The following is a 26,705-nucleotide window of genomic DNA, read 5'->3' as shown; positions in this document are numbered from 1 at the left end:
ACCTCGTGACGATGTTCGAGACAGTTCTGGTGGCCAACCGCGGCGAGATCGCCGTGCGCGTCATCCGCACCTTGCGCGCCCTCGGGGTGCGCTCCGTCGCCGTCTTCTCCGACGCCGACGCCGACGCCCGGCACGTCCGGGAGGCCGACACCGCGGTACGGCTCGGCCCGGCCCCGGCGGCCGAGAGCTACCTGTCCGCCGAGCGGCTGATCGAGGCCGCCGTGCGCACCGGCGCCCAGGCCGTCCACCCCGGGTACGGCTTCCTCGCGGAGAACGCCGAGTTCGCGCGGGCGTGCGAGAAGGCCGGGCTGGTCTTCATCGGGCCCCCGGCCGACGCCATCGCCCTCATGGGCGACAAGATCCGCGCCAAGGAGACCGTGCGGGCGGCCGGCGTGCCGGTCGTCCCCGGCTCCACCGGTTCGGGCCTGAGCGACGGGCAGCTCGCCGAGGCGGCCCACGCCATCGGCATGCCGGTGCTGCTCAAGCCGTCGGCGGGCGGCGGCGGCAAGGGCATGCGGCTGGTCCGCGACGCCGCGCTGCTCGCCGAGGAGATCGCCGCCGCGCGCCGCGAGGCCCGCGCCTCCTTCGGCGACGACACGCTCCTGGTCGAGCGCTGGGTGGACACCCCCCGGCACATCGAGATCCAGGTCCTGGCCGACGGCCACGGCCGGGTGATCCACCTCGGCGAGCGCGAGTGCTCCCTCCAGCGCCGCCACCAGAAGATCGTCGAGGAGGCGCCCAGCGTGCTCCTGGACGAGGCGACCCGGGCGGCGATGGGCGAGGCGGCGGTCCAGGCGGCCCGCTCCTGCGGCTACCGGGGCGCGGGCACCGTGGAGTTCATCGTGCCCGGCGGCGACCCGTCGTCGTACTACTTCATGGAGATGAACACCCGGCTCCAGGTGGAGCACCCGGTCACCGAGCTGGTCACCGGCCTGGACCTGGTGGAGTGGCAGCTTCGGGCGGCGGCGGGCGAGGCGCTGCCGTTCGCCCAGGAGGACATCGCGCTCACCGGGCACGCCGTCGAGGCCCGGCTGTGCGCCGAGGACCCCGCGCGCGGCTTCCTGCCCTCTGGCGGCACGGTGCTTTTGCTGCGCGAGCCGCAGGGCGACGGCGTGCGCACCGACTCGGGGCTGAGCGAGGGCGCCGAGGTCGGCAGCCTCTACGACCCGATGCTGTCCAAGGTGATCGCGTACGGCCCGGACCGGGCCACGGCGCTGCGCAGGCTCCGCGCGGCCCTGGCGCAGACGGTCACCCTGGGCGTGCAGACCAACGCCGGGTTCCTGCGCCGGCTGCTGGCCCACCCCGCCGTCGTCTCCGGCGAGCTGGACACCGGGCTGGTGGAGCGGGTGGCCGGTGAGCTGGTGTCCGACGAGGTGCCGGAGGAGGTCTACGAGGCGGCGGCGGCCGTGCGGCTGGAGGCGCTGCGCCCCCGGGGCGGGGGCTGGACGGACCCGTTCTCGGCGCCCAGCGGCTGGCGGCTGGGCGGCGAGCCGAAGCCGGTGGCCTTCCCGCTGCGGGTGACCGAACCGGTGCACCACGTCGCGCGCGGCGCCCATGTCGTCGACGGCGACACGGTCGCGGTCACCCTGGACGGCGTGCGGCACTCCTTCTATCGCGCCGGCGACTGGCTGGGCCGCGACGGCGACGCCTGGCACGTGCGCGACCACGACCCGGTGGCCGCGTCCCTGAGCCGCGCGGCCCACGCGGGCGCCGACTCCCTCACCGCCCCCATGCCCGGCACGGTCACGGTGGTGAAGGTCGCCGTCGGCGACGAGGTGGCCGCGGGTCAGAGCCTGCTGGTGGTGGAGGCGATGAAGATGGAGCACGTCATCTCCGCCCCGCACGCAGGCACGGTCGCCGAGCTGGACGTCGCGCCGGGCACGGCGGTCGCGATGGACCAGGTGCTGGCGGTCATCGCGCCGCACGAGCCGCAGGACGGGGCCGAGGCGCAGGACGCGCCGGACGGCACGGCGGCGAGGGACGCGCGGGAAGCGCCGGGCGCGCAGCACACGTCCGAGGCCCACGGCGCTCAGGACGCGCGGGAGGTGACGGCATGAGCGGCGACGGCATGAGCGGCCCCCGCCCGGCGCTGCCGATGGCCGTCCCGTCCCCGGGTCTGCCCGCGCGGGTGCGGATCCACGAGGTCGGCCCGCGCGACGGCCTGCAGAACGAGAAGGCGACCGTGCCGACCAAGGTGAAGGCGGAGTTCATCCGCCGCCTCGCCGACGCGGGCCTGACCACGGTGGAGGCCACCAGTTTCGTGCACCCCAAGTGGGTCCCCCAACTGGCGGACGCCGAGGAGCTGTTCCCGCTGGTCCGCGACCTGCCGGCGGCCCTGCCCGTTCTCGTCCCCAACGAGCGCGGCCTGGAGCGGGCGCTGGCGCTGGGCGCGTCCCGGGTCGCCGTCTTCGCCAGCGCCACCGAGTCCTTCGCCCAGGCCAACCTGAACCGCACGGTGGCCGAGGCGCTGGCGATGTTCGAGCCGGTGGTGCGGCGCGCGAAGGACGCGGGCGTGCACGTACGCGGCTACCTGTCCATGTGCTTCGGCGACCCGTGGGAGGGCGCGGTCCCCGTCCACCAGGTCGTCCGGGTGTGCCGCGCGCTGCGGGACATGGGCTGCGACGAGCTGAGCCTCGGGGACACGATCGGCGTGGCCACCCCGGGCCATGTCCAGGAGCTGCTGTCCGCGCTGAACGAGGCGGGCGTGCCGACTGACGCCCTCGGCGTGCACTTCCACGACACCTACGGGCAGGCCCTGGCCAACACCCTGGCCGCGCTCCAGCACGGCGTCACCACCGTGGACGCCTCCGCGGGCGGCCTCGGCGGCTGCCCCTACGCCAAGTCCGCCACGGGCAACCTCGCCACCGAGGACCTGGTGTGGATGCTGCGGGGCCTCGGCATCGACACCGGGGTCGACCTGGACCGCCTGGCGGCCACGAGCGCGTGGATGGCCGAGCGGCTCGGCCGCCCCAGCCCCTCCCGCACCCTCCGCGCCCTGTCCCCCAAGGAGCAGTGATCGACGATGAACCACCGCCTCACCCCCGAGCTGGAGGAACTCCGCCGCACAGTGGAGGAGTTCGCGCAGGACGTCGTGGCGCCCAAGATCGGCGACTTCTACGAGCGGCACGAGTTCCCCTACGAGATCGTGCGGGAGATGGGCCGCATGGGCCTGTTCGGGCTGCCGTTCCCCGAGGAGCACGGCGGCATGGGGGGCGACTACCTGGCGCTCGGGATCGCGCTGGAGGAGCTGGCCCGGGTGGACTCGTCCGTGGCCATCACCCTGGAGGCGGGCGTCTCCCTGGGCGCCATGCCGATCCACCTGTTCGGCACCGAGGAGCAGAAGCGCACCTGGCTGCCCCGGCTGTGCGCGGGCGAGATCCTCGGCGCCTTCGGCCTGACCGAGCCGGACGGCGGCTCGGACGCGGGCGCCACCCGCACCACGGCCCGCCTGGACCCGGACACCGACGAGTGGGTGATCAACGGCACCAAGTGCTTCATCACCAACTCGGGCACGGACATCACGGGACTGGTCACGGTCACGGCGGTCACCGGCCGCAAGGCCGACGGGCGGCCGCAGATCTCGGCGATCATCGTCCCCTCCGGCACGCGCGGCTTCTCGGTGGCGCCCGCTTACTCCAAGGTCGGCTGGAACGCCTCGGACACCCGTGAGCTGTCCTTCCAGGACGTGCGCGTACCGGCGGCGAACCTGCTGGGCGAACAGGGCCGCGGTTACGCGCAGTTCCTGCGGATCCTGGACGAGGGCCGCATCGCCATCGCGGCCCTGGCGACCGGGCTGGCCCAGGGCTGCGTGGACGAGTCGGTGAAGTACGCCAGGGAGCGCCGCGCCTTCGGCCGGCCGATCGGCGCCAACCAGGCGATCCAGTTCAAGATCGCCGACATGGAGATGAAGGCCCACACCTCCCGGCTGGCCTGGCGTGACGCGGCCTACCGCCTGGTGGCCGGCGAGCCGTTCAAGAAGGAGGCGGCGGTGGCGAAGCTGTACTCGTCGACGATCGCCGTCGACAACGCCCGGGACGCCACGCAGGTCCACGGCGGCTACGGCTTCATGAACGAGTACCCGGTCGCCCGGATGTGGCGCGACTCCAAGATCCTGGAGATCGGCGAGGGCACCAGCGAGGTCCAGCGGATGCTGATCGCAAGGGAGTTGGGCCTGGCAGGCTGATCTGCCCACGGCGCGCGGGCCGTTGAGCAGGGCGGACGGGAGCGGGCCGCCCCTGGACAAGAAGCAAGGTTAGGCTAACCTATCTTCGAACCTGTCCGGCGGGCTCCTCCGCCCCGTTCGAAAGCAGTCGCCTCCATGCCCAACGCCCGTCTCCCCCACCTCTCCCGTCGCGGCGTCCTCGCCGCGGGCGGCGCCCTCGGCCTCGGCGCCGCGCTCGCGGCCTGCGGCGACGGCGACGCGAAAAACGGCGGTTCGGGCAGCCCGAAGAAGGCGGCCGCGTCCGGCCCGTGGACGTTCGAGGACGACCGCGGGCAGACCGCCAAGGCCGACCGGGTCCCCTCGCGGATCGTCGCCTTCGTCGGCGCGGCCGCGGCGCTCCACGACTACGGCGTGGGCGTCAAGGGCGTCTTCGGCCCCACGACGACCAAGGACGGCAAGCCCGACGTCCAGGCCGGCGATCTGGACGTCTCCAAGGTGACGGTGCTCGGCAACGAGTGGGGCCAGTTCAACATCGAGAAGTACGCGGGCCTCGCGCCCGACCTCCTCGTCTCCACGATGTTCGACACCGCCGGCACCCTCTGGTACGTCCCGGAGGAGTCGAAGAAGAAGATCTTCGCGGTGGGCGCCCCGAGCGTCGGCGTCTCCGTCTACGACCGCCAGTTGACGCAGCCGCTGGAACGCATGCTCGCGCTCGCCAAGTCGCTCGGCGGCGATGTGAGCGCCGACCGCGTCACGCAGGCGAAGAAGCGCTTCGAGGCCGCCGCCGCCCGGCTGCGCGCCGCCGCGAAGGCCAAGCCCCACATCAAGGTGATGGCCGGCTCCGCCAGTCAGGACCTGTTCTACGTCTCCGGCTCCCACCTCTCCGTCGACCTGGAGTACTTCAAGGCCCTCGGGGTGAACTTCGTCGAGCCGCCGGAGAAGGCCAAGGCGCAGGGCGGCGGCTGGTTCGAGTCGCTGAGCTGGGAGAACGTCGACAAGTACCCGGCGGACGTCATCATGCTGGACAACCGCTCCTCGGCGCTCCAGCCCGGCGACATCACCCAGGGCACCTGGAAGAAGCTCCCCGCCGTCACGGCCCGGCAGGTCGTCGCCCGCAACCCCGAACCGATCCTGTCCTACGACAAGTGCGCTCCGCTTCTGGACGACCTCGCCAAGGCGATCGAGAACGCGAAGAAGGTCTCCTGACCCGGAGTCCCGCCGACCGGGACTCCCCTCCTCCCGCCTCCCCCGCCTTCCGCCTCCCCCGCGTCCGGGCCCGGCGCCGCTGTCGGCGCTGGGCCCGGATCGCGCTGGGTCTGGATCGCGTCGGGCCCTGATCGCGTTGGGCGCGGGGCGCGTCGGTCCCGGGGTGGGCCGGGCGCGGGTCCCGCTGGGCGCGGGGCGCGTCGGTCCCGGGGTGGGCCGGGCGCGGGTCCCGCTGGGCGCGGGGCGCGCCGGCCCTAGGGTGCGCTGGGGCGCGGGTCCCGCTGGGCCCGGAGCGCGCTGGGTCGGATCGCGCTGGGTCGGATCGCGCTGAGTCACCCGCCGCTGGCTGCTGGGTCGGCCTCGCAGAGAGCGGCTTGCGCGCCCGAGCGTCTCTTCGGCCCCGCCGAACCCGGCGCGGGCCCCCGGAGGACCCGGCCAAGCAGGTGCGACATGCCCTGCTCCGGCTCACTGCGCAGCCCTGAAGGGCATTGGCCGCCGCACCTTCTCCGGCGCACCCCCCTAGGCGCTCTTCCTACACACCCCTTGCCGCGCCCCGCGCCCCCCCTTCGCGCCCTCCGCCCCCCGTCGCGCCCTCCCCCCCCCCGTCGCGCCCTCGCCCCCCGCGCGCCCGAGCGCCCCACCGCGCACCCACACGCCCGGCAAAGCGCCCCCGCGCCACCGGCGCGTCCCCCGCACCCCCCGCATCTCCCCTGAACTGGGCGAACACCCTGCCCAGTTCCCCGCCCCACCGCCTCACAGCCCTCGCAGCGATCACCAGGGCCCTGCGGACAAGGGGGGGTAAGTTAAGTTAGGCTTACCTAAGTAGACGCGGGCTCGCCCGCGGTTGCCGTCGCTCCCGTCCCCTCGCCCGGCTCCCGTTCCCGTCCTCGCCCTCGTTCTGCCACGGACCCCCCACCTCCCGGAGGACCTCCTGATGCGCTCCCACCTGCTCAACGACAGAACCGCGGAGCACTACCGCCGTTCCGTGACCGAAGGAGTCGAGCGGGTGGCCGCCCAACTCGTCGCGACCAAAAGCCCGTTCAGCGGCGTCACGGTCGACGCCCTCGCCCCGCGCATCGAGCGGATCGACCTCGACCAGCCGCTGGGCGACACGGCGGCGGTCTTGGACGAGCTGGAAGAGGTCTACCTGCGGGACGCGGTGTACTTCCACCACCCCCGCTACGTCGCCCACCTCAACTGCCCGGTCGTCATCCCGGCGGTGCTCGGCGAGGCCGTCCTGTCCGCCGTCAACTCCTCGCTGGACACCTGGGACCAGTCGGCGGGCGGCACCCTGATCGAGCGCAAGCTCGTCGACTGGACGGCCGGCCGCATCGGCCTCGGCCCTGCCGCCGACGGCGTGTTCACCTCCGGCGGCACCCAGTCGAACCTCCAGGCGCTGCTGCTCGCCCGGGAGGAGGCCAAGCCGGGGCCGGACGGGACGGTCTCGCTCGACCGGCTGCGGATCTTCGCCTCCGAGATGAGCCACTTCAGCGTGCAGAAGTCGGCGAAGCTGCTGGGCCTGGGACCCGACGCGGTCGTCTGCGTCCCCGTCGACCAGGCCAAGCGCATGCGCACGGTCTCGCTCGCCCGCGAGCTGGAGCGCTGCCGCCGCGACGGGCTGGTCCCCATGGCGGTGGTCGCCACCGCGGGGACCACCGACTTCGGCTCCATCGACCCGCTGCCGGAGATCGCCGAGCTGTGCGCCCGGTTCGGGGCCTGGATGCACGTGGACGCCGCCTACGGCTGCGGTCTGCTGGCCTCCCCGACCCGGCGCGCGCTGCTCACCGGCATCGAGCGCGCCGACTCGGTGACCGTCGACTACCACAAGTCCTTCTTCCAGCCGGTGAGTTCGTCCGCCCTGCTGGTGCGCGACGCGGCTGCTCTGCGGCACGCGACCTACCACGCCGAGTACCTCAACCCGCGCCGCATGGTCGCCGAGCGCATCCCCAACCAGGTCGACAAGTCCCTCCAGACCACACGGCGGTTCGACGCCCTGAAGCTGTGGACGACCCTGCGCGTGATGGGCGCCGACGGCGTCGGGCAGCTCTTCGACGAGGTGTGCGACCTGGCGGCCGAGGGCTGGCGGATGCTCGCCGCGGACCCACGCTACGACGTCGTCGTCGAGCCCGTTCTGTCCACCCTGGTCTTCCGCTACGTCCCGGCGGCCGTCACCGACCCGGCCGAGATCGACCGGGCCAACCTCTACGCCCGCAAGGCCCTGTTCGCCTCCGGCGACGCCGTGGTCGCGGGCACCAAGGCGGGCGGCCGCCACTACCTGAAGTTCACCCTGCTCAACCCCGAGACGACGGCGGCCGATCTCGCGGCCGTCCTCGACCTGATCGCCGGCCACGCCGAGCAGTACCTGGGAGAGTCCCTTGACCGCGCGTCCTGAAGCCCCCGCCGAGCCGTACGACTTCGTCGGGATCGGGCTCGGCCCCTTCAACCTCGGCCTCGCCTGCCTCACCGAGCCCATCGACGAACTCCGGGGCGTCTTCCTGGAGTCCAAGCCGGACTTCGCGTGGCACGCGGGGATGTTCCTCGACGGCGCCCACCTCCAGACGCCGTTCATGTCGGACCTGGTCACCCTGGCCGACCCGACCTCCCCGTACTCCTTCCTCAACTACCTGAAGGACAGGGGGCGGCTGTACTCGTTCTACATCCGGGAGAACTTCTACCCGCTGCGCGTCGAGTACGACGACTACTGCCGCTGGGCCGCGAACAAGCTGAGCAGCGTCCGCTTCGGGGTCACCGTCACCGAGGTGACGTACGACGAGGCGGAGGAGCTGTACGCGGTGCGCACCGGGGCCGGTGAGACGTACCGGGCCCGCCGGCTGGTCCTGGGCACCGGCACCCCGCCGCACGTCCCGGACGCCTGCCGCGGTCTGGGCGGCGACTTCCTGCACAACTCCCGCTATCTGGAGCACCGGGCCGCGCTCCAGCGCAAGGAGTCGATCACCCTGGTCGGCAGCGGCCAGTCCGCCGCCGAGATCTACTACGACCTGCTCGGCGAGATCGACGTCCACGGCTACCGGCTGAACTGGGTGACCCGCTCGCCCCGCTTCTTCCCGCTGGAGTACACCAAGCTGACGCTGGAGATGACCTCGCCGGAGTACGTCGACTACTTCCACGCGCTGCCGGAGCCGACCCGCTACCGCCTCACCGAGCAGCAGAAGGGCCTGTTCAAGGGCATCGACGGCGACCTGATCGACGCGATCTTCGACCTGCTCTACCAGAAGAACCTCGCCGGGCCGGTCCCCACCCGGCTGCTCGCCAACTCCGCGCTCACCGAAGCCTCGTACCAGAACGGGACGTACACCCTGCGCTTCCGTCAGGAGGAGCAGGACAAGGAGTACGCGCTGGACTCCGAGGGCCTGGTGCTGGCGACCGGATACCGGTACGCCGAGCCCGAGTTCCTGCGTCCCGTCCGGCACCGCCTGCGCTACGACGCGCGCGGCAACCACGACATCGGCCGCAACTACGCCATCGACGTCACCGGGCGCGGGGTGTTCCTCCAGAACGCCGGCGTCCACGCCCACAGCATCACCAGCCCCGACCTCGGGATGGGCGCGTACCGCAACGCGTACATCGTCCGCGAGCTGCTCGGCGCCGAGTACTACCCGGTCGAGAAGTCGATCGCCTTCCAGGAGTTCGCCGTATGACCTTCACGATCCGCCCGCTCGACCCGCTGAAGGACGCCGAACTGCTGCACGGCTGGGTCACCCATCCCAAGGCCGCGTTCTGGATGATGCAGGGCGCCCGGCTCCAGGACGTCGAGCGCGCTTACATGGAGATCGCCGCCGACGAGCACCACGACGCCTTCCTCGGCCTGCACGACGGCGAGCCGGTCTTCCTGATGGAGGCGTACGACCCCGCCCGCCGCGAGCTGGCCGGGCTCTACGAGCCGGAACCGGGGGACGTCGGCATGCACTTCCTGGTCGCGCCGACCGACTCACCGGTGCACGGGTTCACCCGGTCCGTGATCACCGCCGTGATGCGCCGGCTGTTCGCGGACCCGGCGACCCGGCGGGTCGTGGTCGAGCCCGACGTGCGCAACAAGGCCGTGCACGCGCTCAATGAGGCCGTCGGATTCGTCCCCGAGCGCGAGATCCAGAAGCCGGAGAAGAGGGCGCTGCTGAGCTTCTGCACCCGCGAGCGCTTCGAGAAGGCGGTGACCGCGTGACGACCGCAGCGCGGCACGCCGCCGCCGTGGCCCACCTCTCCCCCGAGCGCTGGGAGCGGGCCAACCGGCACCTGATCCGCAAGGCGCTCGCCGAGTTCGCGCACGAGCGGCTGCTCGTCCCCGAGCCGCAGGAGGACGGCGGCTACCTGGTGCGCAGCGACGACGGCCGGACCGCCTACCGCTTCACCGCCACCCGCCACGCCCTGGACCACTGGCAGGTGGACGCGGCCTCCGTCACCCGCCATCGGGACGGCGTCGAGCAACGGGAGCCCGCCGCCCTGGACTTCTTCGTCGAGCTGCGGCGGACGCTGGGCCTGAGCGACGAGGTCCTCCCGGTCTACCTGGAGGAGATCTCCTCCACCCTGGCCGGCCTGTGCTACAAACTCGCCAAGCCGCAGGTGACCTCCGCCGAACTGGCCCGGTCGTCCTTCCAGGACGTCGAGACCGGCATGACCGAGGGCCACCCCTGCTTCGTCGCCAACAACGGGCGGCTCGGCTACGGCGTCGACGACTACCTGGCCTACGCCCCGGAGGCCGCGCAGCCCGTCCGGCTGGTGTGGCTGGCCGCGCACCGCTCCCGTGCCGCGTTCACCGCGGGCGCCGGCGTCGCGTACGAGTCGTTCCTGCGCGCGGAGCTGGGCGAGGAGACGGTGCGCCGGTTCCACGGCGTGCTGACCGGCCAGGGCCTCGACCCCGCCGACTACCTCCTCATACCGGTCCACCCCTGGCAGTGGCGGAACAAGCTCGCCGTCACCTTCGCCGCCGAGGTCGCCCGCCGCCTCCTGGTCTGCCTCGGCGAGGGAGACGACGAGTACCTGGCGCAGCAGTCCGTGCGCACCTTCTTCAACCGCAGCGCCCCGCACAAGCACTACGTCAAGACCGCCCTGTCGGTGCTCAACATGGGCTTCATGCGCGGGCTTTCGGCCGCCTACATGGAGGCCACCCCCGCGATCAACGACTGGCTGGCCAAGCTCGTCGACGGCGACCCGGTGCTGAAGTCCACCGGCCTGTCGATCATCCGGGAGCGGGCCGCCGTCGGCTACCGGCACCTGGAGTACGAGGCGGCCACGGACCGCTCCTCGCCCTACCGCAAGATGCTGGCCGCGCTGTGGCGGGAGAGCCCGGCGCCCTCCCTCCAGGAGGGCGAGTCGCTGGCGACCATGGCCTCGCTGCTGCACACGGACCACGAGGGCGCGTCGTTCGCGGGCGCGCTCATCGCCCGCTCCGGCCTCGCGCCCCGGCAGTGGCTGCGCGGCTACCTGCGGGCCTACCTCACCCCGCTGCTGCACAGCTTCTACGCCTACGACCTGGCCTTCATGCCGCACGGCGAGAACGTCATCCTGGTCCTGGCGGACGGCGAGGTGCGGCGCGCGATCTACAAGGACATCGCGGAGGAGATCGTGGTGATGGACCCGGACGCCGCGCTGCCGCCGGAGGCGGCCCGGATCCGGGTGCGCGTCCCGGAGGACCAGAAGCTGCTGTCGATCTTCACGGACGTCTTCGACTGCTTCTTCCGCTTCCTGGCCGCCCAGTTGGCCGCCGAGGGCGTCCTGGCGGAGGACGGCTTCTGGCAGACGGTCGCGGACGTGGCGCGCGAGTACCAGGAGTCGACGCCCGAACTCGCCGACAAGTTCCGCGAGTACGACCTGTTCGCCCCCGAGTTCGCGCTGTCCTGCCTCAACCGGCTCCAACTGCGCGACAACCGGCAGATGGTGGACCTCGCGGACCCCTCCGGCGCACTGCAACTGGTCGGCAGCCTGCCCAACCCCCTCGCGGGCCGGTAGAGCGTCCCAGGCGCGGATCCCCGCGCCCCCGCACGGGCAGGCGCCCCGGAGTACGGTCCTCCGGGGCGCCCGTCGTTCCGCGTGCCGGTCAGCCCGCGGGCCAGGGCACCTGCGGCGAGCGGTAGTACCCGATGCCCAGCGCGTCCCAGCGCGGCGCCTGCGCGGCGAGCCGCGCCTTGTAGGCGTCCCAGCCGTGCGCGGCCGCCGGCGACCAGCCCAGCTCGGCGGCGCCGGGAAGCCGGGGGAAGGCCATCGTGTCCACCTGGGCGGAGGTGGACAGGGTCTCCGACCACATCGGGGCCTCGACGCCCCGGACGGCGGAGGCGGGCACGCCCGCGAGATACGCGCCCGGGTTCCAGTCGTAGGACCGCCGCACCTCGACGTACCCGGCCCAGGCCAGGCCGAGCGGGGTGTCCTTGGTGTACTTCATGTCCAGGTAGACCCGGTCGGCCGGGGACAGGATCAGGCCGGTGCCGTGGCGCGCGGCCTGGGCGACCTGCTCCTTCTCGGCCGCGCTGGTGGAGTCCAGGCCCCAGTACTGGGCGAGGGCGCCCTTGGCCGGGGAGGCGGCGGTGATCTGGTGCCAGCCGATCACCGTCTTGCCGTACTTCGCGACGATCGGCTGCACCCGGTCCATGAACTTCACGTAGTCGTCGTGGCTGGTGGAGTGGGCCTCGTCGCCGCCGATGTGCAGGTACCGGCCCGGGGTCAGGGCGGCCAGCTCGCGGATCACGTCGTTCGCGAAGTCGTAGGTGCGCTGCTTGGACACGCACAGCGAGCTGAAGCCGACCTTCGTGCCGGTGTAGAGCGGGGGCGCGGCGCCGTCGCAGTTCAGGTCGGCGTAGGAGGCGAGGGCGGCGTTGGTGTGGCCCGGCATGTCGATCTCCGGGACGACCTCCAGGTAGCGGGAGGCGGCGTAGCGGACGATCTCCCGGTAGTCGGCCTTGCTGTAGTGGCCGCCGGGTCCGCCGCCGACCTCGGTGGAGCCGCCGTAGGCCGCCAGGCGCGGCCAGGAATCGACGGCGATGCGCCAGCCCTGGTCGTCGCTGAGGTGCAGGTGCAGCTTGTTGATCTTGTAGAGGGCGAGTTCGTCGATGTAGCGCTTGACCTGGCCGACGGTGAAGAAGTGCCGGGACACGTCGAGCATGGCGCCGCGGTAGGCGTAGCGCGGGGCGTCCCGGACGACGCCGCCCGCCACCAGCCAGGGGCCGGGCTGCGCGGACCGCTTCTCCACGGCGGCGGGCAGGAGCTGGCGCAGCGTCTGCACGCCGTGGAAGAGGCCGGCCGGCTCGCGGGCGGTGATCGTCACCCCGCGGGGGCCGCTGTCCAGGCGGTAGCCCTCGGCGCCGTACGAGCCGCTCGCCAGGCGCAGCCGAATCCCGGCCGTGCCGTGGGCGGTCACCGGCAGCCGGTAGCCGGTGGAGGGGCGCAGCAGGTCCGCGAGGTAGCCGCCGACCCGGAGGGCCTCGCGGGAGCCGTCCACGCGGATGCGGGTGGCGGCGGTGATGCGGTAGGGCGCTCCGCCGGGCTGGGCGGAGGCGGGTGCGGGGACCAACCGGCCCAGCGGCGTCGCGGCACCGGCCTGGCCGCCGGACGCCGGCCCGGCGGGCGTCGCCCCGGTGGCGAAGGCCCCGGCCGCCGTGACCAGCAGCAGCGATCCGAGGACTCTGCGGACGCGGGCCAGCCGGGCGGTTCGGGGGTTGCGGGGAGTCGTGCCGTCATGCCGTCTCACATGCGCTCCCTTCACACGCGGATCGGGACCTGTCGAGCCCCGACGGTATAGAGCACTCTCTCGCAGGTGCGGTGAAACAATCGCCCCGCGGCGGAAATCATCCAGAAGGACGGCACATGGACGTGCGACGGCGACGCCCTGCGGCTGATCCCGGACGGGACGGCTCAGGCGGCGGCTACGGCTGCGGCTGCGGCTACACGAGGGCGCCGACCCGCTCGTCTCACCCGCCGCCGTGCCCGCCGCCTCACCCGCCCCCGCGCCTGCCGCCGCAGTCCCCGCCGCACCCACCGTCCCCGCCGCCGAGGTCGCGCACGACGCGCTGCTGCGGCGCCCGCGCGACCTGGGCGCGCCGCACCGCGCCGCCGTGCTCACGGACGAGAAGTCCACGCTGGCCGAGCGGGCGGTGCGGCGGCGCCTGTGACGGCGTCCCGGAGGACCGCCCGCCGTCGCCAGGCAGGCGTCACTTCGCGCGGCGGGCCACCGTGAAGTGGTCGACCTGCGCGCCGGTCTCGGCGATGCCGCGCACGGTCAGCGTGGCCGTACGGCCCCGGGGCGCCGGCGCGACGTCGACGCGCAGGAACGAGTAGTCGAGGTAGCGGACCCGCGACCAGGCGACCGTCTCGTTCTGCTTGCCCTCCTTGAAGTTGACGAACGAGGCGACGGAGTCGACCTCGTTCTCGTGGCCCTCGTAGGAGACCGGGGCGCTGAACGCGTAGAGGCTGCGGCCCGCCGCGCCGGCCGTCACGTACACCACGCCGTCGGTCTCGGGGTAGGCCGTGCCGCCGATGGGCAGCTTCTTGGCGACCTGGCCGCCCTTGATGACGTCGGTGCGCTCGTACTGGTGGTTGTGGCCGTTGATGACCAGGTCCACGGTGTACTTCTCGAACAGCGGCACCCACTCCTGGCGCACGCCGCCTTCCGAGGCGTGCGCGGTGGAGGTGCAGTAGGCGCAGTGGTGGAAGAAGACCACGACGAAGTCGACGTCGCGCGACGCCCGGTACTTCTTGAGCTGGGCCTCCAGCCACGTGGTCTGGGTGCCGCCGGAGATCCCGAGGTTCGCCGGGATCTCGAAGGAGATGTCGTTGGCGTCGAGCGAGATGACGGCGGTGTTGCCGTAGACGAAGGAGTAGACGCCCGGCAGGTTCGTCCGGTCGGGGCCGTTGTCCGGGAGGTTCCAGCGGGCCTCCTCGCCGCCGTAGCCGTTGGGCGAGTACCACGCCTCCATGTCGTGGTTGCCGTAGGCCGGCATCCACGGGACCGACTTGGCCACCGACTCGGTCTGGGCGAGGAACTGGTCCCAGACGCGGGAGTCGAACCCGGTGTCGGTCGTCTTGCCCTGGCCGGCCGGGTCGCCGTAGGCGATGTCGCCGGCGTGCAGGTGGAAGGCCGGGTTCTGGCCGAGCAGGAGGCTGTTGTTGGCCAGGCCGTGGTAGCCGACGCCCTCGTCGCCGAAGGCGGTGAAGGTGAACGGCTCCTTGCACTCCGGCGCGGTGGTGAAGGTGCCGAGCGTGCCCAGCAGGCGCCGCTCGGCCGGGTCGAAGCCCTGGTGTCCGACGCCGTAGTAGTACGTCCTGCCGGGGCGCAGGTGGGTGAGCTTGGCGTGCAGGTAGTACTGCGTGTGGTCGCCGCTCGCGCCCACGCCGGCCGGTGTGTAGAGGGTGCGGACCTCGGCGGGGATCTTCCGGGACAGGTCCCAGGGGTGGGCGCCGACGCGGATGAAGGGCTTCTCCACCGCGACCGGGACCTGCCAGGAGACGGTGATCTCGGTGCGCGGGTCGTTGCCGAAGGCGAGGTGGCGGCCGAACGGGGCGACGTGGGCGCCGTCCACGGTCTCGGCGGCCGGGGACGGGACGTGTGTCGGGGCGGCGGCGGGGACGGCGGCCTGGGCGGCGGCGCCCGGCACGAACGCGCCACCGACGACGGCCCCCAGGGTGACCGCGCCGCCTCTGACCATCGTGCGCCGTGAGAACCTCGACCGCAGGTACGCGTGCTGCTCGGCCATGCTCATGCGCTCGGCCAGCTTCTCGGGTACTCCCATACGTGGAATGTCCATGGTGCCTGAAAATGGTCTACGCGCGAGACGGGCGGCGGGACACCGGGTGACCGGCGGGCGAACAGCGCCGCACTGACGCCTGAACAGGCGCATGCCCGAAATCGGGCAGGATTCTTGCGAAAGCCACTCCGGTACTTCAGGATCTACCGGGTGCACGACGAACTCGTTGATCATCTGACGCGGTCCACGCCCCTGAGCCGGGGCGAGGCGCTGCGGGTGGTCCAGGACGTGCTCGCCTACTTCGACGAGACGACCGAGGAGTTCGTCCGCCGCCGCCACCGTGAACTCCAGGCACAGGGCCTGGTGAACGCGGAGATCTTCGAACGGATCGGGACGGACCTGCGATACCGCGCCGTAGCGCCCCCGGAGCTGTCGCTCCGGCAACTGCGGCGGATCGTCTACGGCTGACCGACGGCGACTTGACGGACGCAGGCCGCCGACGACGCGGCCTCCTCGGGGACAAAAGGGACTCATATGTGCGGAATTGTCGGATACATCGGTAAGCGCGACGTCGCCCCGCTGCTCCTGGAGGGCCTCCAGCGCCTGGAGTACCGCGGCTACGACTCCGCGGGCATCGTCGTCACCTCGCCGAAGACGCCCGGTCTCAGGATGGTCAAGGCCAAGGGCCGGGTCCGCGACCTGGAGGCGAAGGTCCCCGCGCGCTTCAAGGGCACCACCGGCATCGCCCACACCCGCTGGGCCACCCACGGCGCCCCGTCCGACGAGAACGCCCACCCGCACATGTCGGCCGACGACAAGGTCGCCGTCGTGCACAACGGCATCATCGACAACGCCGGCGACCTGCGCCGCAAACTGGAGGCGGACGGGGTCGAGTTCCTCTCCGAGACCGACACCGAGGTGCTCACCCACCTCGTCGCCCGCTCCGACGCGGCCACGCTGGAGGAGAAGGTGCGCGCCGCGCTGCGCCTGGTCGAGGGCACCTACGGCGTCGCCGTGCTGCACGCCGACTTCCCCGACCGGATCGTGGTGGCCCGCAACGGCTCGCCCGTCGTGCTCGGCATCGGCGAGAAGGAGATGTTCGTCGCCTCCGACGTGGCCGCGCTGGTGACCCACACCCGGCAGATAGTCACCCTCGACGACGGCGAGATGGCCACCCTCAAGGCCGACGACTTCCGCACGTACACCACGGAGGGCGCCCGGACGACGGCCGAGCCGACCACCGTGGAGTGGGAGGCGGAGTCGTACGACATGGGCGGCCACGACACGTACATGCACAAGGAGATCCACGAGCAGGCCGAGGCCGTGGACCGGGTGCTGCGCGGCCGGATCGACGACCGGTTCGCCACCGTGCACCTCGGCGGCATCAACCTCGACGCCCGTGAGGCCCGCGCGGTGCGCCGGGTGAAGATCCTCGGCTGCGGCACCTCCTACCACGCGGGCATGATCGGCGCCCAGATGATCGAGGAGCTGGCCCGGATCCCCGCCGACGCCGAGCCCGCCTCCGAGTTCCGCTACCGCAACGCCGTAGTGGACCCCGACACCCTCTACATCGCCGTCTCCCAGTCCGGTGAGACCTACGACGTGCTCGCGGCCGTGCAGGAGCTGAAGCGCAAGGGCGCGCGCGTCCTGGGCGTGGTGAACGTGGTCGGCTCGGCCATCGCCCGCGAGGCGGACGGCGGCGTCTACGTGCACGCCGGTCCCGAGGTGTGCGTGGTGTCCACCAAGTGCTTCACCAACACCACCGTGGCCTTCGCGCTGCTCGCGCTGCACCTGGGCCGCATCCGCGACCTGTCGGTGCGCGACGGCAAGCGGATCATCGAGGGGCTGCGCAGGCTGCCGGAGCAGATCTCCGCGATCATGGAGCAGGAAGAGCAGATCAAGAAGCTCGCGGAGAGCTACGCGGACGCCCGCTCGATGCTCTTCATCGGCCGGGTGCGGGGCTACCCGGTGGCCCGCGAGGCCTCCCTCAAGCTCAAGGAGGTCTCCTACATCCACGCCGAGGCGTACCCGGCCTCCGAGCTGAAGCACGGTCCGCTGGCGCTGATCGAGCCGGCGCTGCCCACGGTGGCGATCGTCCCGGACGACGACCTGCTGGAGAAGAACCGCGCGGCCATGGAGGAGATCAAGGCGCGCAGCGGCAAGATCCTCGCCGTCGCCCACCGGGAGCAGGAGAAGGCCGACCAGACCATCGTGGTGCCCAAGAACGAGGACGAGCTGGACCCGATCCTCCTGGGCATCCCGCTGCAACTGCTCGCCTACCACACGGCGTTGGCGCTGGGCCGGGACATCGACAAGCCGCGCAACCTGGCGAAGTCGGTGACGGTGGAGTAGCCGCCCCCTGTCTGACGACCTGAACGACCCTCTGTGCGCGGTCCGCACGGGGGGTCTTCGTCATGGGGGCGTGTGCTGCGTAGACGCTTGCCGCGGGGGCGACTTGGCGGGCGGCGCGGCGCGCGGACGGCGGGCTCGCGCCGTTTCGCGGACGGCGTGCTCGCGTCAGCGGACGGCCTGCTTGCGTCAGCGGACGGCGTGCTCGCGTCAGGGGACGGCGTGCTTGCGTCAGCGGACGGCGTGCTCGCGTCAGGGGACGGCGTGCTTGCGTCAGCGGACGGCGTGCTCGCGTCAGGGGATGACGACGACCGGCCGCCGCGCGCGCTTGGCGAGGCGGCCCGCGACCGAGCCGAACAGGCGGCCCACGATGCCGTGCGAGGAGCCGACGACGATGGCGTCCGCCGCGTACTCCTTGCCGACCTCCTCGAGTTCGTGGCAGATGTCGCCGCCGCGCTCGACCAGGATCCACGGCACCTCGGAGAGGTACTCCGCGCAGGCGAGTTCGAGACCGAGCACCTCGGTGCGGTGGTCGGGGACGTCCACGAAGACAGGGGGCTCGCAGCCCGCCCACACGGTGGTGGGCAGCCGGTTGGCCACGTGCACGATGATCAGCCCGGACCGGGTGCGGCACGCCATCCCGATGGCGTAGGCGAGGGCGCGCTCGCTGGAGGTGGAACCGTCGAAGCCGACGACGACGCCGTGCTGGAACGCCGGGTCGCACGGGCGTGACGCGGGCGCCGCCTGAAGGTCGGCCGCCGTGGGATCGGCGACCGGCCGCTTGCGGTCCGCGGGTTCGGAGAATTCGTGACCGGCCATGGCTGTCTCGGCTGTGTGATCCTTTGTCGGGAACGACAGTCTGCGGCGAAGCTGTGTCCGGGAATCGTCTTCCCGGGCGGTTACCCCAAGGGTACGGCGGCACTCCTCCGCGGCCCGGGTCACGCGCTCCCCGCGCCTTCGGAAAGCGGAGCCCCCTCGCCGCGGTTCCCCGGAGCATGCACGACGGCCCACCGGAATGCAATGGTCGCTGCCCTGTACAGGTGATTCGCCCGGAGACCGGCCCGAGGCGGGGCGGTCTCTGGTTAGATCGCGCGGCCGGTCGGCGCGGACAGCCTGCGGCGACCGGCCGGGGGGCCGCTCGGCGCGCTCACCGAGCCTGCATCGGCGGGAGCACACCCGGCGCCGCCGGGAGCAGGGCGCGTCCGGACCCGGCGCCGTCCCCGCGCCGTACTCGTGCCGTCCTCGTGCCGTCCCCACGCCTCCCCGGGACGTCCTCGGGGGACGCCTCGCCGCCGCGCCGCGGGGGCGGCGGCGGACGGGACCCGGTGTGTGGCACGGTGGGGGACAGCGCGGGCGAGGCGGTCCGGGGGCGACCCTCCGTCGCGTCCCGGCGCCAGGGGTGCTCCTCGGGTGCGGTGCGGCGCCGTTCCGGCGCGGTCGTCGCGGCGCCGGGCCCGGCGGCGGTCTCCGGGACTGCCGGGCGCTGCCGCCCCCGTGCGAGCGGAGGGCCAGCCGCGCCGAGCGACGCGTCCCGCACCGCGGCCGCCCCCGCCACCGCTGACGGCGGACCGCGGACCGCGGACGGCAGACGGCAGACGGCAGACGGCAGACGGCAGACGGCAGACGGGCTGCGATACCCGCCGGGGCGAACGAACGCCGCCCGGGGCACGACTCCGGTCGACTGACCGGTTTCCGCGCACGCGTCCGTATCTTTTCAGCCAACTTCCCGGCCGCGCGCATCGTCGTCCCGAAGTACCCCCCACCCCCGGTATGACCTGCGAGAAAAGGCGTTGGGGAGCCCCCGGCACCCTACGGGGTTTGGCCACTGCCACGAGGCGCACTTCCCTGCGCGCCCGGCGAGTGCGACGCTTCGTGATCGAATGCTTCACGCCAAGTTGCCATGTCGACAATGCACTGGGTGCAGAACCAGTCACCGCGGCGCGGCAGGACGCAGTAGATTCGATCTTGACTGTCTTTACGGCGGGGGACTCGTGCAGGACCAAGGGGAAACGTGCAGGAGCGACACAACCGAGGAGCCGCGACCACCGAGGGGGGCTTAGCAGTATGAGCCACGACTCCGCCGCCGCGCCGGAAGCCGCGGCCCGGAAGCTGTCCGGGCGACGCCGCAAGGAGATCGTCGCGGTGCTGCTGTTCAGCGGCGGCCCCATCTTCGAGAGTTCCATACCGCTGTCGGTGTTCGGGATTGACCGCCAGGACGCCGGAGTGCCGCGGTACCGCCTGTTGGTGGCAGGCGGTGAGGACGGCCCGCTGCGTACCACAGGGGGCCTGGAGCTGACGGCGCCGCACGGCCTGGAGGCGATCTCCCGGGCGGGCACGGTCGTCGTGCCCGCCTGGCGCTCGATCACCTCGCCGCCGCCGGAGGACGCGCTCGACGCGCTGCGCCGGGCGCACGAGGAGGGCGCCCGCATCGTGGGCCTGTGCACCGGGGCCTTCGTGCTGGCCGCGGCCGGGCTGCTGGACGGCCGCCCGGCGACCACGCACTGGATGTACGCGCCGACGCTGGCCAAGCGCTACCCGTCGGTGCACGTCGACCCCAGGGAGCTGTTCGTCGACGACGGCGACGTCCTGACGTCGGCGGGCACGGCGGCCGGGATAGACCTGTGCCTGCACATCGTGCGCTCGGACCACGGCAACGAGGCGGCCGGCGCGCTGGCCCGCCGCCTGGTGGTGCCGCCGCGCCGGAGCGGCGGCCAGGAGCGCTACCTGGACAGATCTTTACCCGAGGAGATCGGCGCCGACCCGCTGGCCGAGGTCGTCGCCTGGGCGCTGGAGCACCTTCACGAGCAGTTCGACGTGGAGACGCTGGCGGCCCGCGCGTACATGAGCCGCCGCACGTTCGACCGGCGGTTCCGCTCGCTCACCGGGAGCGCGCCGCTCCAGTGGCTGATCACGCAGCGCGTGCTCCAGGCACAGCGCCTGCTGGAGACGTCGGACTACTCGGTGGACGAGGTGGCGGGCCGGTGCGGCTTCCGCTCCCCCGTGGCGCTGCGCGGCCACTTCCGGCGCCAGCTCGGGTCGTCCCCGGCGGCCTACCGGGCGGCGTACAGGGCCCGCAGGCCGCAGGGCGAGCGGCTCGGCGACGGCGAGCCGGGCGTGCCGGCGCAGGCGAACGGATCCGGCTTCGCGGCGGTCCCGGCGGCGGCCCAGGCCGGTCCGCTGGGCATGCCGCAGCCCTCGGGCCCGCTGCCGCCGGCGCTGCACCCGGAGGGCACGGTGCCGCACCAGTCGCCCCGCCGCCCTCCGGCCGCGCTGTCGGCCGGGCTGCCGGGCCAGCGCGGCGGCTGAGCGCGCACCAGGCGGGGGCTGAGCGCGCACCCAGGGGGCGGGTGGGACGGCGAGGGCCGTCCCGCCCGCTCCCGCGTCCGCTCCCCGGGGGCGCACGGTCGGCTCGGCTCGCGGCCACGCGCCGTAAGGTGAGACGCATGAACGATCGCATGGTGTGGATCGACTGCGAGATGACCGGCCTCTCGCTGTCCGACGACGCGCTCATCGAGGTGGCCGCCCTCGTCACCGACTCCGAGCTGAACGTGCTCGGCGAGGGAGTCGACATCGTCATCCGCCCGCCGGACGCAGCGCTGGAGACGATGCCGGAAGTGGTGCGTCAGATGCACACCGCGTCCGGCCTGCTCGCCGAGCTGCCCGGCGGCACGACGCTTCAGGACGCCGAGGAGCAGGTCCTCGCCTACGTGCGGGAGCATGTGAAGGAGCCCGGCAAGGCGCCCCTGTGCGGAAACTCGGTGGGCACCGACCGCGGTTTCCTGTTGCGCGACATGCCGACGCTGGAAGGCCACCTGCACTACCGGATCGTCGACGTCTCCTCCGTCAAGGAGCTGGCCCGGCGGTGGTACCCGAGGGCTTATTTCAACAGCCCCGAGAAGAACGGCAACCATCGCGCGCTCGCCGACATCCGGGAGTCCATCGCGGAGTTGCGCTACTACCGCGAGGCCGTCTTCGTCCCCCAGCCCGGCCCCGACTCCGACACGGCCAAGACGCTCGCGGCGAAGCACGTCCTGCCTGCTCAGCAGGCATAGCGGGGTCTCGCGAAGGGGCGCCGCGAAACGCGTGCGCGAGCACCCCTTCGGACCCTGTACACTTTTCCTCGGCCGGTCGGAGACACCGCGAAAACGATCGCCGGTCATGGTGGGTGTAGCTCAGTCGGTAGAGCACCTGGTTGTGGTCCAGGATGCCGCGGGTTCGAGTCCCGTCACTCACCCTCACATGAGAAGCCCCTGACCTGCGGAAACGCAGGTCAGGGGCTTTTGGGTTCCCGAGAACACCCAGCCGATCAGCGTCTTGATCCGCTTCAGCGTCCACCGCTGGTCTTCCTCGTCCAAGCTGTGCACCAGCGGCCCACGCGTCAGCTCCGCCTCCAGCCGCTGTCACTGCTATGGACTTGGGAGCGACAGGTCGCCGGATCCACCGCCCCGTCACCGGATCCTGCTGGCCGGCCTCCTGGAGGCGGATCCAGTCCCGCACGTCGTCCGACGTGATGTGGCCGATGGCGGCGGCCATGGCCTGTCCCGCCCGCGTTGTGCGCACGAAGATGGAGAAATGGCGGCCCACCTCGCGGAGGCAGTCGTCGCGAGTCCGTTTGTCGACGCCGGTGAGGCGCTCTACACAGCGGCGGGACCATTCGACGAATGGTGCGTCGTCAGTGTCCTGCTCGGGTTCGACGAAGCCTTGGCCGGGGACCCAGCCGAAGGGCCACTGCTGACCGCGGACGTCAACGAATTCCCTGAAGGCTTCCGCCTCGGCCAGTTCTCCGAACCTCTCAGACTCCCACGATCCGCCGCGCCCTCTCTGGAGCCAGCGAACCTGGAAACTCGCCTTGCCGTCCTTCGGATCCGATTCCTGATGGTCGCCATGGGACGGCACAGTAGATTGAAAATCCGGCCGCGTTCGGCCGCCGTTTGACCAAGCCGGGTCATGGAGAAGGGCGCCCCGACGTAGATCCAGGATCTGGAACGCCGGCCCGCCCGCTCACCTTTTTCGAGACTGCCGAATACCTCCACAAACGCCTCGCGACTTATCATGATCAAATTCTTGCGGTAAGACGCCACCATCGAGATCGTCTCTCAGATCATGGGGGGCCAGAACATCCGGCAAGACGCTCCCCATAATCCATGTAACTCACCTCGCACCAAGGGGAATTGATGCCACGCACTCAGCCGCAAGCGGCAGATTTAATCCGCCGCCACAGCGATCGACGGACGGGTTGCCCTCTACGTTTTGACAACTGCCGCTGAAGTACGAACATGGAGAGGAACGACACAATACCCCCTCTGGACCCATCACGTTGAGCAACGCAGACGGACGGTAGCGCTTCGTCCAGGGAGCAGCTCAGTCAAGAAGGTCGGGCAATGAGAAAAGCTGAGGACCAGATCCTGAACGAGTCGATTCAGCATGACTCGCCGCTACTCAGGAGGGGAGGAGTCGTGCAGCCCGGTGAAGGCATCTCCATCTGGTGGATGGGTGATGACCGAATCACCTTCTCGGCTGTCAGTGAGGACACAGGCGGCGAGTATGCTTTCTAGCTCGATTGCCCACCGGCAGGAACTGGCCCACCTAAGCATGTCCACTCACGTGAGGAAGAGGGGTTCTATCTGATACACGGAAAGATCGCGCTCAAGGCGGGCGCTGTGGAAGCCACAGTGAGTGACGGAGCGTTTTTCGCAGCGCCGCGCGGGATCCCTCACGAGTGGCGAAACGTCGGGGAGGATACTGCGGCGCTTTTGACCTTCACTTCTCCGGGAGGTAACGAAGGTTTCTTCCTCGAACTCGGCAAGCCAGGAAATGAGCCTCCGGGAGAGCGAAAGACAATGCCGTTGCAAGAAATCAATGCACGAACTCCGCGTTACGGAGTCACGTATTTCGAGAACGGAAGTGACACGCCACTTCCGATCAGTACGGGACGGGGACCGACCCTGGTGCTGTCAGGTGAGGGTGACTATCGCTACGCGGATGGCGTCGTTTACAACATAAAAGCGGCAGGTCTCGCAGCCGCCAACGCCTACACAGTCATTGAAATCTCTTTGACTCCAGGTAGCAACTTGCCGACGCATCGCCATGCGCGCTACGAGGAGGCTTTTTACGTCTTGGAAGGAACTGTAATGGTGATGCTCGACGGGGAGACTTTCGAAGCCCCCACTGGGGCGTTGGTGCTCGTGCCCTGGGGTGTCCGCCACCGAATCCAAAATAGTAGTGACAAAGTGGTGCGGCTGTTCAACCTCACTGTCCCCGGCGGGATTGAAGAATACTACCGAACCACATGCAGCCCATTCCGCGCGCTGGACGGCAACGATATGGGAGAAGCGGCAGTACGCACAACCGGCGAGCAGTTTGGCATCGAAGTAGAAACTGATTGCGGCGAGGAAATCTAGTCAGTAGCACGCGCGGCAAAAGGAGCCGGTCCTCATGGCGGCATCTGCCGAACGGTTCTGCTGGTATAGGTATGTCTCCTGATGGGGAGGGAGTGATAATGGCGAACCATGATGAAGGATCCTTGGCAGTGTGTAACCTCGCGCGTGGTGAAGTTCTGCGCACCGTCCAAGCAGGCGTCGGAATCGAAAGACTCTCTTTCTACTAGAGGTCCGTGATGAAGGACTGGGAATCAAGATCAGAGACGAAATTCAAAAGTCTCAGCAACTTCCATTTTGATGACGGGCGCAAGCTCGACATCACCCTGGCCTACCATACGCTGGGAGCCCTGAACTCACGCGCAGACAACGCTGTACTGGCTTTGCACGGCACAACCGGATCCGGCAGCCAATTCCTGCAACCGTCCATAGCGGACTACCTTTACGGTCGCGGCCAGCCCCTCGACGTGACCAAGTACTTCGTCATCATGCCGGATGCCATTGGCCACGGCAGGTCTAGTCGACCCAGCGACGGACTTGGCCCGGACTTCCCTCGTTACGACTACACCGACATGGTGGAGGGGCAGCATCGGTTGGTCGCGGAGCACCTTGGCATCAACCGGCTCAGGCTGGTACTAGGAACGTCCATGGGTGGGATGCAGACGTGGATGTGGGGCCAAAAGTACCCTGATCAGCAAGCACTGATGGCCATTGCTAGTCTTCCAGAGCAAATTACCGGTAGGAATTTGCTGTGGCGGCGGATGCTCATTGAGCTCATACGCTCCGATCCCGAGTATGCGGACGGCCACTACGGGAAACAACCGGCTGGGCTCGGGAAAGCAATGGCACTTTTTCAGCTCATGACTGGCGGCGCGGAGCACATGCACTCCACATTGCGCTCAATAAATGCAGTCGACACCCAGATAAAGCAAATCGACTTGCATGCACGAGAAAACGAAGACGCCAATGACGTGATCTGGGAGTTTGATGCCTCCAGGGACTACAACCCGGCACCAGGCCTGCGTGAGATCCGGGCGCCACTTCTCGGTGTCAACTTCGCAGACGATGAACTGAACCCCGTTGCACTCGGCGGACTTGAGCGTGCCGTCGCAGAGCTTCCTCATGGGCGTGCCCACACAATCCCGGCCGGCCCTGAGACGCGGGGACACCAGACGCTGCATGCAGCCGAGGTTTGGCACATGCACCTCGCAGAGTTTCTCACACAGACCGAAGAGCGATCGTGATGGTGAGTTCGACCGGACGATAAGTCACTCAGGCTGCACGGAAAGGATGCCCTTGAATTCGACAACCCGTATGACGTCGGTCTTCCCGTACCGACCCTTCTGCCCCTCTCACGTGCCCGTCATTCAGGTCGATGTGCGTGGTGAGCAAGTTGGTCGCCGCGTTCAGGTTGAGGTACCCCTGGTTGGCACTGTTAGGGATACGGCGACTGTGCCGCTGCTGCTGAAACGCAGGAAAAATAAAGACTTCGCTAAAACAATGGTCGGCCACTACCGACGGGTGCGGAGTCACTTTAATTGTCTGGTTAAACCCGAACGTCTCAGCTCGTCCATGCATCCGCAATTACAGAAGGCCGACCAGCGGGATCCGGAGACGAGGCGGAGAACCGGGCGACCTGAGCCCGCCATGCCCGACGACATGCGGAGATCATTTCAGGGCAGCGCTAAGTGCCGTCCAAGTCCATTTCGCTGACGGGGTTCTAGCTCACGTAGTCGTAGACGTTGGCGGAACCTCCGGTCACGGGATGGGCCTGGCCGAAGCGACCCGTCCCGTCACTCACCCTCGCACAAGAGGCCCCTGACCTGGGAAAACACCGGTCAGGGGCTTCTCGTTCGTCCGGCTTGGCCGCCGCACGGCGGCCGCGGCTCACGGGCGCTGTGACGACGCCCTCAGCCGGCGCAGGATCATGGTGACCGGCAGGACGGCGGCCGCCAGGAGGAGTCCGGCCGCGCCCGCGTACGGGGCAAGGGAGCTGCTGGTGACGGCGCTCGCCCTGGCCGGGCGGCCTTGGCCCGGGTGGCGAGGGAAGGTGACGGCGGCGCGGTAGGTCTCCTCGTACAGGCCGCTCTTGAGGTGGATGGTCGCCTGCCAGGGGCCGTCGGCCACCTGGTCGGTCACCGGGACCGTCACCGGCTCTGACTGGCCGGGGGCGAGGGTGGTGCCGAGCTGGACGGAGTAGGGGCCGGCACTGACGCTCCCCCGCACCTTGGCGAGGTTCAGAGTCCCGCTCAGGTCCAGGGCGCGGCCGCCGGTGTTGTGGACCTGCGCCTTCACCACGGCGCGGCCCGCCTGGTCGCGTTCGGCGGTCATCGTGTCGACGGTGAATCTGGTCGGCGGCGGGTTATGACCGCCGACGGAGAGATACAGCCGGATGCCGGCGCGGTTGACCAGGGTGACACCGGGGCCGTTTCCTCCGGACATCTGCGCCCAGACGACGCCGTACCGCTCGCCGGGGGCCGCGTCCCTGGGCACGTGGATGATCACGGCCGTACGGGCCGCGGAGTGGGGCGGAACGGTGAGCCGCGGCTCGTCCAGAGAAGTCCAAGAGGTCAGTTCGTCTCCGTGTCTTCCGAACGCTCCGATGAACGACCCGTGCTTGATCGTCGCGGAGCTGGGATACAGCGTCACGCGTGCCGGTTCGCCGGAGGTGTTCGCCACTTCCACGCGGCGGCGGACGGTGACGCCGGGGCGCACATTGTCGATGACGTACTGCCGTGCGCGCGTGTCGTCGGCCAAGTCCGCGGGAACGTCGAGAAGCCGTACGGAGAAGCTGCCGTAGCCGTTGGCGCCCCCCGCCGCCGCGACGCGGGGCGCCGCGATCGCGGAGGGAGGGGCGCTGATGGTCCCGGCCAGCGCCAGCAGGCACAGCGCTCCGGCCGGAATGTACTTGTGCACCAGAAG

20 protein-coding genes, 1 tRNA gene and 1 pseudogene are annotated in these 26,705 nt (G+C 70.6%); 18 read left to right on the top strand and 4 right to left on the bottom strand.

What is annotated here, in order from left to right; genetic code table 11:
- Nucleotides 1-11: 11 nt before the first annotated feature.
- The 8 genes from ABZ861_RS05655 (at nt 12) to ABZ861_RS05620 (ending at nt 11,332) form a co-directional block, all read left to right on the top strand.
- Nucleotides 12-2,057, top strand: coding sequence for a biotin carboxylase N-terminal domain-containing protein (locus ABZ861_RS05655; protein ID WP_361624145.1), 2,046 nt, complete (start codon nt 12-14; stop codon nt 2,055-2,057).
- Nucleotides 2,058-2,068: 11 nt separating this feature from the next.
- Nucleotides 2,069-3,016, top strand: coding sequence for a hydroxymethylglutaryl-CoA lyase (locus ABZ861_RS05650; RefSeq protein WP_361624484.1), 948 nt, complete (start codon nt 2,069-2,071; stop codon nt 3,014-3,016).
- A gap of 6 nt (nt 3,017-3,022) precedes the next feature.
- Nucleotides 3,023-4,183: an acyl-CoA dehydrogenase family protein gene (locus tag ABZ861_RS05645; protein WP_361624142.1), complete on the top strand. Its 1,161-nt coding sequence runs from the start codon at nt 3,023-3,025 to the stop codon at nt 4,181-4,183.
- A gap of 135 nt (nt 4,184-4,318) precedes the next feature.
- Entirely contained in the window at nt 4,319-5,368 is a 1,050-nt protein-coding gene (locus tag ABZ861_RS05640; RefSeq protein WP_361624139.1) for an ABC transporter substrate-binding protein, read from the top strand.
- 934 nt (nt 5,369-6,302) lie between these two features.
- A complete protein-coding gene (gene desA, locus ABZ861_RS05635) occupies nt 6,303-7,760 on the top strand; it encodes a lysine decarboxylase DesA (protein ID WP_361624136.1) in 1,458 nt (485 codons plus the stop codon).
- Complete coding sequence (locus ABZ861_RS05630) at nt 7,744-9,027, top strand: SidA/IucD/PvdA family monooxygenase (RefSeq protein WP_361624133.1); 1,284 nt, start codon at nt 7,744-7,746, stop codon at nt 9,025-9,027. The genes desA and ABZ861_RS05630 overlap by 17 nt, the downstream gene beginning before the upstream one ends.
- On the top strand, nt 9,024-9,548 hold the full coding sequence (locus ABZ861_RS05625) for a GNAT family N-acetyltransferase (protein ID WP_361624130.1): 525 nt from the start codon (nt 9,024-9,026) through the stop codon (nt 9,546-9,548). The genes ABZ861_RS05630 and ABZ861_RS05625 overlap by 4 nt, the downstream gene beginning before the upstream one ends.
- Nucleotides 9,545-11,332 (top strand): IucA/IucC family siderophore biosynthesis protein, encoded by a 1,788-nt coding sequence (locus tag ABZ861_RS05620; RefSeq protein ID WP_361624127.1) that lies wholly within the window; start codon nt 9,545-9,547, stop codon nt 11,330-11,332. Before ABZ861_RS05625 ends, ABZ861_RS05620 begins: the two co-directional genes overlap by 4 nt.
- A gap of 88 nt (nt 11,333-11,420) precedes the next feature.
- Here ABZ861_RS05620 and ABZ861_RS05615 read toward each other — a convergent pair whose 3' ends face one another.
- On the bottom strand, nt 11,421-13,016 hold the full coding sequence (locus ABZ861_RS05615) for a beta-N-acetylhexosaminidase (protein ID WP_361624481.1): 1,596 nt from the start codon (nt 13,014-13,016) through the stop codon (nt 11,421-11,423).
- A gap of 280 nt (nt 13,017-13,296) precedes the next feature.
- Here ABZ861_RS05615 and ABZ861_RS05610 point away from each other — a divergent pair, with 280 nt between their 5' ends.
- Nucleotides 13,297-13,485 (top strand): hypothetical protein, encoded by a 189-nt coding sequence (locus ABZ861_RS05610; protein WP_361624124.1) that lies wholly within the window; start codon nt 13,297-13,299, stop codon nt 13,483-13,485.
- 39 nt (nt 13,486-13,524) lie between these two features.
- Here ABZ861_RS05610 and ABZ861_RS05605 read toward each other — a convergent pair whose 3' ends face one another.
- Complete coding sequence (locus ABZ861_RS05605) at nt 13,525-15,102, bottom strand: metallophosphoesterase family protein (RefSeq protein WP_361624121.1); 1,578 nt, start codon at nt 15,100-15,102, stop codon at nt 13,525-13,527.
- 165 nt (nt 15,103-15,267) lie between these two features.
- On the opposite strand from ABZ861_RS05605, the gene ABZ861_RS05600 reads away from it, so the two are divergent.
- On the top strand, nt 15,268-15,525 hold the full coding sequence (locus ABZ861_RS05600; protein ID WP_361624478.1) for a hypothetical protein: 258 nt from the start codon (nt 15,268-15,270) through the stop codon (nt 15,523-15,525).
- A gap of 66 nt (nt 15,526-15,591) precedes the next feature.
- A complete protein-coding gene (gene glmS, locus ABZ861_RS05595; RefSeq protein ID WP_361624118.1) occupies nt 15,592-17,409 on the top strand; it encodes a glutamine--fructose-6-phosphate transaminase (isomerizing) in 1,818 nt (605 codons plus the stop codon).
- 291 nt (nt 17,410-17,700) lie between these two features.
- Here the strand turns inward: glmS and ABZ861_RS05590 are convergent, their stop codons facing one another.
- Nucleotides 17,701-18,225: a universal stress protein gene (locus tag ABZ861_RS05590; protein WP_361624115.1), complete on the bottom strand. Its 525-nt coding sequence runs from the start codon at nt 18,223-18,225 to the stop codon at nt 17,701-17,703.
- Between the two features lie 1,245 nt (nt 18,226-19,470).
- Between ABZ861_RS05590 and ABZ861_RS05585 the strand changes: the two genes are divergently transcribed.
- The 7 genes and pseudogenes from ABZ861_RS05585 (at nt 19,471) to ABZ861_RS05555 (ending at nt 25,027) form a co-directional block, all read left to right on the top strand.
- Complete coding sequence (locus tag ABZ861_RS05585; protein WP_361624112.1) at nt 19,471-20,712, top strand: helix-turn-helix domain-containing protein; 1,242 nt, start codon at nt 19,471-19,473, stop codon at nt 20,710-20,712.
- Nucleotides 20,713-20,849: 137 nt separating this feature from the next.
- A complete protein-coding gene (gene orn, locus ABZ861_RS05580; RefSeq protein WP_361624109.1) occupies nt 20,850-21,458 on the top strand; it encodes an oligoribonuclease in 609 nt (202 codons plus the stop codon).
- 109 nt (nt 21,459-21,567) lie between these two features.
- A tRNA-His gene (locus ABZ861_RS05575) sits at nt 21,568-21,640 on the top strand.
- 338 nt (nt 21,641-21,978) lie between these two features.
- Nucleotides 21,979-22,341 (top strand): hypothetical protein, encoded by a 363-nt coding sequence (locus ABZ861_RS05570; RefSeq protein WP_361624106.1) that lies wholly within the window; start codon nt 21,979-21,981, stop codon nt 22,339-22,341.
- A 644-nt stretch (nt 22,342-22,985) separates the two neighbouring features.
- Nucleotides 22,986-23,153, top strand: a pseudogene (locus tag ABZ861_RS05565) (cupin domain-containing protein); the annotation flags it as partial.
- 93 nt (nt 23,154-23,246) lie between these two features.
- Nucleotides 23,247-23,807 (top strand): cupin domain-containing protein, encoded by a 561-nt coding sequence (locus ABZ861_RS05560; RefSeq protein ID WP_361624475.1) that lies wholly within the window; start codon nt 23,247-23,249, stop codon nt 23,805-23,807.
- A gap of 215 nt (nt 23,808-24,022) precedes the next feature.
- Nucleotides 24,023-25,027 (top strand): alpha/beta fold hydrolase, encoded by a 1,005-nt coding sequence (locus ABZ861_RS05555; protein ID WP_361624472.1) that lies wholly within the window; start codon nt 24,023-24,025, stop codon nt 25,025-25,027.
- Nucleotides 25,028-25,670: 643 nt separating this feature from the next.
- Here ABZ861_RS05555 and ABZ861_RS05550 read toward each other — a convergent pair.
- Complete coding sequence (locus ABZ861_RS05550; RefSeq protein ID WP_361624103.1) at nt 25,671-26,699, bottom strand: hypothetical protein; 1,029 nt, start codon at nt 26,697-26,699, stop codon at nt 25,671-25,673.
- Nucleotides 26,700-26,705 lie beyond the last annotated feature (6 nt).

The sequence above is a fragment of the Streptomyces sp. NPDC046985 genome (assembly GCF_040644415.1).
GTDB lineage: Bacteria > Actinomycetota > Actinomycetes > Streptomycetales > Streptomycetaceae > Streptomyces.
The sequence above is the reverse complement of the archived record's forward strand: the minus strand, read 5'-3'. Positions and strand labels throughout refer to the sequence as shown.

Bases quoted from the DNA above. Each gene is read 5' to 3' on its own strand.
- ABZ861_RS05655 (WP_361624145.1), top strand. From the start codon at position 12: ATGTTCGAGACAGTTCTGGTGGCCAACCGCGGCGAGATCGCCGTGCGC.
- ABZ861_RS05650 (WP_361624484.1), top strand. From the start codon at position 2,069: ATGAGCGGCCCCCGCCCGGCGCTGCCGATGGCCGTCCCGTCCCCGGGT.
- ABZ861_RS05645 (WP_361624142.1), top strand. From the start codon at position 3,023: ATGAACCACCGCCTCACCCCCGAGCTGGAGGAACTCCGCCGCACAGTG.
- ABZ861_RS05640 (WP_361624139.1), top strand. From the start codon at position 4,319: ATGCCCAACGCCCGTCTCCCCCACCTCTCCCGTCGCGGCGTCCTCGCC.
- desA (WP_361624136.1), top strand. From the start codon at position 6,303: ATGCGCTCCCACCTGCTCAACGACAGAACCGCGGAGCACTACCGCCGT.
- ABZ861_RS05625 (WP_361624130.1), top strand. From the start codon at position 9,024: ATGACCTTCACGATCCGCCCGCTCGACCCGCTGAAGGACGCCGAACTG.
- ABZ861_RS05605 (WP_361624121.1), bottom strand. From the start codon at position 15,102: ATGGGAGTACCCGAGAAGCTGGCCGAGCGCATGAGCATGGCCGAGCAG.
- glmS (WP_361624118.1), top strand. From the start codon at position 15,592: ATGTGCGGAATTGTCGGATACATCGGTAAGCGCGACGTCGCCCCGCTG.
- ABZ861_RS05590 (WP_361624115.1), bottom strand. From the start codon at position 18,225: ATGGCCGGTCACGAATTCTCCGAACCCGCGGACCGCAAGCGGCCGGTC.
- ABZ861_RS05585 (WP_361624112.1), top strand. From the start codon at position 19,471: ATGAGCCACGACTCCGCCGCCGCGCCGGAAGCCGCGGCCCGGAAGCTG.
- orn (WP_361624109.1), top strand. From the start codon at position 20,850: ATGAACGATCGCATGGTGTGGATCGACTGCGAGATGACCGGCCTCTCG.
- ABZ861_RS05570 (WP_361624106.1), top strand. From the start codon at position 21,979: ATGGCGGCCCACCTCGCGGAGGCAGTCGTCGCGAGTCCGTTTGTCGAC.
- ABZ861_RS05560 (WP_361624475.1), top strand. From the start codon at position 23,247: ATGCCGTTGCAAGAAATCAATGCACGAACTCCGCGTTACGGAGTCACG.
- ABZ861_RS05555 (WP_361624472.1), top strand. From the start codon at position 24,023: ATGAAGGACTGGGAATCAAGATCAGAGACGAAATTCAAAAGTCTCAGC.